Here is a 6,532-nt window from a genome sequence, read left to right on the forward strand (position 1 = left end):
GCCTCCGGGGCGCTCGGGGCCTGTGCCAAGGGCCCGCACCGGCGAACCGGCACGGGCCCTCAACTGCCGCCTCAGCTACGGCTGGTGGCGTCCGCCCAGCGCCGGAGCAGATCCTGCGCCGCGCCCGAGTCGACCGCCTCCGCCGCCCGCGCCATGCCCGCCGCGAGCTGCTCGGTCAGCGGCGCGTCGCCCAGGTCGAGCGCCACCAGCGCCGCCGCGGTGTTCAGCAGCACGGCATCCCGCACCGGCCCGCGCTCCCCGGCCAGCAGCCGGCGCGCGACCTCGGCGTTGTACGCGGCGTCCGCCCCGCGCAGCGCCTCGATGCCGACCAGCTCGATGCCGACGTCCCGCGGGTCGAAGGTGGTCTCGGTGACCACCCCGTCGCGCACCAGCCACACCCGTGAGGTGGTGGTGATGGTCAGCTCGTCCAGCCCGTCATCACCACGGAACACCAGCGCGGTCGCCCCGCGCCGGGCGAGCACCCCGGCGATCAGGCCGGCGAGCCGGGTGTCGAAGCAGCCGATCGCGTGCGAGGTGACCTTGGCCGGGTTGGTCAGCGGGCCGAGGATGTTGAAGGCGGTGGGCACCCCGAGGTCGCGCCGCGCGGTGGCGGCGTGCCGCATCGACGGGTGGAACTTCGCCGCGAAGCAGAAGGTGAGCCCGACCTCCTCGGCCACTTCGGCCACCCGCCGGGCCGACAGGTTGAGCGCCACCCCGAGCTTCTCCAGCACGTCCGAGGAGCCGCTGGTGGAGGAGGCCGACCGGTTGCCGTGCTTGACCACCTTGGCCCCGGCGGCCGCCGCGACGATCGCCGACATGGTGGAGATGTTGACGGTCTTCGCCCGGTCGCCGCCGGTGCCGACGATGTCCACCGCCGGGCCGGGGATGTCCAGCGGCTCGGCATGGTCGTACATCGCGTCGACCAGCCCGGAGATCTCCTCGACCGACTCGCCCTTGGCCCGCAGCGCCACCATGAACCCGGCCACCTGGGCGGGGGACGCCTCGCCGCTCATGATCCGGTCCATCGCCCACGCGGTGGACGAGCGGTCGAGGTCCTCCCCCTTCAACAGCGCCGCCAGGAGGTCCGGCCAGGTGCGGACCACCTGCACGGGGTCGGTACCACCGTTCGCAGGGTTCACGTTCACCATGGCTGACTCCAGCTGTTGTCGGTTCCCCCACACCGGGGACGTCCGTACGGATGGAGCCAGCCTATCCAGCGGTAGCGTTCCTACGGCGGTGCCTTCTCTAGTGCTGAGACAACACCGCTCAACGCGTGGCCGGGGTCCGCTTGGCCAGTCGGGCCCGCAGCAGGGTGGCCACCGCCCCGGCCAACGCGACCGGCTCCACCGGGCGGGAGATCGCGGCATCGGCCCGGCTCCAGGCGGCGAGCCAGGAGTCCTGCGGCCGGCCGATCAGCACCAGCACCGGCGGGCAGCCGTAGATCTCGTCCTTGAGCTGGCGCCCGAGGCCGAGCCCGCCGGCCGGCACCGCCTCGCCGTCCAGGACGCAGAGGTCGACGCCGCCCTTCTCCAGCGCTTTGAGCACCGCGGGGGTGGTCGCGCACTCCAGGTAGGACAGCTCCGGAAGATCCTCGGCGGGCCGACGGCCGAGCGCCGTCAGCACCTGCTCGCGGGTGTTGCGGTCGTCGCTGTAGACGAGGACGGTGAGCATCTCGTCGGTCGTGTACGCCATGGGCCCTGCTCCCTCAAGTGTGATCCGGACCACGTTCACCTGATCCGGATGCTACTCCCGTTTCGCCCGGTCCCGAGCCCCCATCGCGCACGTTCCCCCTCAAGCCGCCGCGCCCACGACTCGCCCGCCCGGAGGACGGCCCGTCACCCGGACCCGCCTAGACCACCCGGACGGCCGATGGGGCACCCCGTCCCCTACAACCGGACGCTGCGCCGACCGTGCAGCGACGCGCCGGGCAACGGGGTCGCAGACCCCTCCGAGGAACCGTCAGAAAAGGGACACGCCGCTGCTCAGTCCCCGTCCGGACACCCCGTCGGCCGCCAAGCGGGCATACCGCACGCACCGGACACTCCGAGGGACACCCCCCGGCGTGAAGACGGAATAAGGGACCGACATAATGTCCGTCGTGGCGACAGCAACAGCAGTAGAAACCGGGCACGCGCACGGATCGGTCAACCGACCGAACATGGTCAGCGTCGGAACGATCGTCTGGCTCAGTTCCGAGTTGATGTTCTTCGCGGCCCTCTTCGCGATGTACTTCACGCTCCGCTCCGTCAAGGGAGCCGAGTTCTGGACCGAGAAGGCGCACGCCCTGAACGTGGGCTTCTCCTCGGTCAACACGACCATCCTGGTGCTCTCCTCGCTGACCTGCCAGCTCGGCGTGTTCGCCGCCGAGCGCGGGGACGTGAAGAAGCTCCGCATGTGGTTCATCATCACGTTCATGATGGGCGCGATCTTCATCGGCGGCCAGGTGTACGAGTACACCGAGCTGGTCAAGAAGGACGGCCTCTCGCTGTCCTCCGACCCGTACGGCACGGTGTTCTACCTGACCACCGGCTTCCACGGGCTGCACGTGACGGGTGGTCTGATCGCCTTCCTGCTGGTCCTGGGACGGACGTACGCAGCCAAGCGCTTCACGCACGAGCAGGCCACCGCCGCGATCGTCGTGTCGTACTACTGGCACTTCGTCGACGTCGTGTGGATCGGCCTGTTCGCGACCATCTACCTGATCAAGTAACCAGCTGATCAGGTCGCTGGCCACCGGCTGCGGCCCCCGCCCTCACGGCGACGGGCCGCTTCTGCCGGTGCCGACGCTCCCACCGACCGACCGCGCGCGCAGCCTTGGAACAGGCAGCCTCGTGCCGGCCAGACCGGCCGCCGGGTGCACCCACCAGTCGACCAGATCCTGACACCGGGGTTATTCCGTGAAAAAGCTCTCCGCACGACGGCGCCACCCATTGGCGGCGCTGGTCGTCCTACTTCTCGCCCTGGCGGCAACCGGGGGGCTGTACGCCGCGTTCGCGCCCGCCGACAAGGCGCAGGCCGACGTCGCCGCGCAGTCGCTCGCGATCGATGAGGGCAAGAAGCTCTTCGCCGTGGGCTGCTCCTCCTGCCACGGCCTGAACGGCCAGGGCAGCAGCGACGGTCCGAGCCTGGTCGGCGTGGGCTCCGCCGCTGTCGACTTCCAGGTCGGCACCGGCCGCATGCCGGCCCAGCAGCCCGGCGCGCAGGTCCCGCGCAAGAAGAACATCTACTCGCAGGCCGAGATCGACCAGCTCGCCGCCTACGTCGCCTCCCTCGGCCCCGGCCCGGTCACGCCGGACCCGCAGCAGTACACCTCGACCGACCCCGAGGACATCTCCAAGGGTGGCGAGCTGTTCCGCACCAACTGCGCCCAGTGCCACAACTTCGCCGGCCAGGGCGGTGCCCTGACCAAGGGCAAGTACGCCCCGTCGCTGGAGGGCGTGGACGCCAAGCACATCTACGAGGCCATGCAGACCGGCCCGCAGAACATGCCGTCGTTCCCGGACACCACCATGCCCGAGGAGCAGAAGAAGCAGATCGTGGCCTTCGTCCGCCACACCACTAGCGAAGAGCCCAACCCCGGTGGTCTCACGCTGGGCAGCCTCGGTCCGGTGACCGAGGGTCTGTTCGGCTGGATCTTCGGGCTCGGCACGCTCGTCGCGGTCGCGATCTGGGTCGCCGCCCACACCACCAAGGCCAAGAAGTCATGAGCCACGACATGTCAGAAGAGAAGCTCCCGGAGTCGCACGGCTCCGCCGGCGAGGTCGCCGACCACGGCAACCCCTTCGCCGACCCGGGCCTGCCGGCCCACGAGCCCCGTCGCACCGACATCGACGAGCGGGCCGCCAAGCGCGCCGAGCGCCAGGTCTCGCTGATGTTCGTGGTCTCGATGCTCGCCACCGTCGGCTTCATCGCCTCGTACGTGGCCATCGACCCGGACAAGATCGTCTACATCTTCCCGCTCGGGAAGGTCAGCGCGCTGAACTTCGCGCTCGGTCTGACCCTGGGCGTCGCCCTGTTCATGATCGGCGCGGGCGCGGTCCACTGGGCCCGCACCCTGATGTCGGACGTCGAGATGCCGTCCGAGCGTCACCCGATCGAGGCCTCCGACGAGGTTCGCGCGGACGTCATCGAGCAGTTCAAGACCGGTGCCGCCGAGTCCGGCTTCGGTCGCCGCAAGATGATCCGCAACACCCTCATCGGCTCGATGGCGCTGGTCCCGCTCTCCGGTGTGGTCCTGCTCCGCGACCTCGGCCCGCTGCCCGAGAAGAAGCTGGCTGAGACGGGCTGGAAGGAGGCGACCCCGGCCAAGCCACTGGCGCTCGTCAACATGAGCACCATGCAGCCGCTGAAGCCCCAGGACATCGCCGTCGGCTCGCTGACCTTCGCCATGCCGGAGGGTCTGACCACCCACGACGAGGACTTCCAGCAGCAGATCGCCAAGGACGCCCTGATGCTGGTGCGCATCGCGCCGGAGGACATCAAGGACGACAAGTCCAAGGAGCTGGGCTTCGAGGGCATCCTCGCCTACTCCAAGATCTGCACCCACGTCGGCTGCCCGATCAGCCTCTACGAGCAGCAGACCCACCACGCGCTCTGCCCCTGCCACCAGTCGACCTTCGACCTGGCGGACGGCGCGCGCGTCATCTTCGGCCCGGCCGGTCACCCGCTGCCGCAGCTGAAGATCACCACTGACGAAAAGGGCAACCTGGTCGCCACCGGCGACTTCGAGAAGCCTGTCGGCCCGAGCTACTGGGAGCGTGCTCGATGAGTAGCGCGAGCAGCACCACGACCGGTGCCGCCAAGCCCTCCAGCACGCGTGCCAATCCCGCCAGCAAGTGGGAGGCCGCGGCTGACTGGACGGACGGCCGGCTGGGGATCTACTCCCTCGCCAAGGCCAACCTGCGGAAGATCTTCCCGGACCACTGGTCCTTCATGCTGGGCGAGATCTGCCTCTACTCGTTCATCATCATCATCCTGACCGGCGTCTACCTGACGCTGTTCTTCAAGCCCTCCATGGGCGAGGTCATCTACAACGGCTCGTACGTCCCGCTCAAGGGCATCTCGATGTCCGAGGCGTACGCGTCGACCCTCGACATCAGCTTCGAGGTCCGCGGCGGTCTGCTGATCCGTCAGATCCACCACTGGGCCGCCCTGGTCTTCGTGGCCGCGATGCTCGTGCACATGATGCGCGTGTTCTTCACCGGCGCGTTCCGCAAGCCGCGCGAGATCAACTGGGTCTTCGGCTTCCTGCTGCTGGTCCTGGGCATGTTCGACGGCTTCTTCGGCTACTCGCTGCCGGACGACCTGCTGTCGGGTACCGGTATCCGCTTCATGGAAGGCGCGATCCTCGCCACCCCGCTGGTCGGCAGCTACCTCCAGATGTTCCTGTTCGGGGGCGAGTTCCCCGGCCACGACATCGTGCCGCGGTTCTTCACCATCCACGTGCTGCTGATCCCGGGCATCATGCTCGGCCTGCTGGTGGCGCACCTGATCCTGGTCTTCTACCACAAGCACACCCAGTGGGGCGGCCCGGGCAAGACCGAGAAGAACGTCGTCGGCATGCCGCTGATGCCGGTCTACATGGCCAAGGCCGGTGGTTTCTTCTTCCTGGTGTTCGGCATCATCGCCGCCATGTCGGCGATCGCCTCGATCAACCCGATCTGGGCCTACGGCCCGTACCGTCCGGACCAGGTGTCCACCGACGCCCAGCCCGACTGGTACATGGGCTTCTCCGAGGGTCTGGTCCGCGTCATGCCGGGCTGGGAGATCAACCTCTGGGGCCACACCCTGAACCTGGGTGTGTTCCTCCCGGTGATGGTGATCTTCCCGCTGGTCCTGGTCGCGATCGCGGTCTACCCGTTCATCGAGGGCTGGATCACCGGCGACAAGCGCGAGCACCACATCCTGGACCGCCCGCGCAACGCCCCGGTCCGCACCGCCCTGGGTGCCGCCTGGATCAGCCTGTACCTGGTGCTGCTGATCGGTGGTGGCAACGACCTGTTCGCCACCCACCTGCACCTGTCGATCAACTCGATCACCTACTTCGTCCGCGTCGGCTTCTTCGTGGTCCCGGTCATCACCTTCATCATCACCAAGCGCTGGTGCCTCGGCCTGCAGCGCCGTGACAAGGAGAAGGTGCTGCACGGCCGCGAGACGGGTGTCATCAAGCGCCTGCCGCACGGTGAGTTCGTCGAGATCCACGCCCAGCTGCCGCAGAAGGACCTGCACAGGCTCACGGCGCACGAGCAGATCCAGCCGGTCGAGCTGCCGGCCCAGACGGACGAGAACGGCGTGGCCCGCAAGGCCGGCGTCCTCACCCGCACCCGGGCCAAGCTCTCCCGCGGCTTCTACGGCGAGGGCAGCCAGATCCCCAAGCCGACCGCCGAGGAGCACCACGAGATCACCAGCGGCCACGGCCACCACTGATCCCGTACGCACCCCCGCGTCACCCCGAGGGCCGCTGACCAGAGTTCAAAATGAGATACGCCCACCGGCGGTAACTATTCCAGAGAGACCACGCCAGCAACAAACC

6 protein-coding genes are annotated in these 6,532 nt (G+C 68.7%); 4 read left to right on the forward strand and 2 right to left on the reverse strand.

Annotation, left to right across the window (positions count from 1 at the left end; translation table 11 throughout):
- Positions 1-71: 71 nt before the first annotated feature.
- Positions 72-1,148 carry an anthranilate phosphoribosyltransferase gene (gene trpD, locus ACWC9T_RS22700; RefSeq protein WP_449822865.1) on the reverse strand — a complete coding sequence of 359 codons (1,077 nt, stop codon included), beginning with the start codon at positions 1,146-1,148 and terminating at the stop codon, positions 72-74.
- Positions 1,149-1,266: 118 nt separating this feature from the next.
- Entirely contained in the window at positions 1,267-1,692 is a 426-nt protein-coding gene (locus tag ACWC9T_RS22705) for a hypothetical protein (RefSeq protein WP_449822866.1), read from the reverse strand.
- 397 nt (positions 1,693-2,089) lie between these two features.
- On the opposite strand from ACWC9T_RS22705, the gene ctaE reads away from it, so the two are divergent.
- The 4 genes from ctaE to qcrB all read left to right on the forward strand — a co-directional run bounded on the left by ctaE (position 2,090) and on the right by qcrB (position 6,426).
- A complete protein-coding gene (gene ctaE / locus ACWC9T_RS22710) occupies positions 2,090-2,710 on the forward strand; it encodes an aa3-type cytochrome oxidase subunit III (protein ID WP_355673336.1) in 621 nt (206 codons plus the stop codon).
- 187 nt (positions 2,711-2,897) lie between these two features.
- Positions 2,898-3,707, forward strand: coding sequence for a cytochrome bc1 complex diheme cytochrome c subunit (gene qcrC / locus ACWC9T_RS22715; protein ID WP_449822867.1), 810 nt, complete (start codon positions 2,898-2,900; stop codon positions 3,705-3,707).
- Between the two features lie 8 nt (positions 3,708-3,715).
- Positions 3,716-4,768, forward strand: a complete 1,053-nt coding sequence (qcrA, locus tag ACWC9T_RS22720; protein ID WP_449822868.1) for a cytochrome bc1 complex Rieske iron-sulfur subunit — start codon at positions 3,716-3,718, stop codon at positions 4,766-4,768.
- The gene (gene qcrB / locus ACWC9T_RS22725) at positions 4,765-6,426 is read left to right on the forward strand and encodes a cytochrome bc1 complex cytochrome b subunit (RefSeq protein ID WP_449822869.1); all 1,662 of its coding nucleotides are present in this window, start codon (positions 4,765-4,767) and stop codon (positions 6,424-6,426) included. The genes qcrA and qcrB overlap by 4 nt, the downstream gene beginning before the upstream one ends.
- Positions 6,427-6,532 lie beyond the last annotated feature (106 nt).

Source organism: Kitasatospora sp. NPDC001159 (assembly GCF_053598235.1).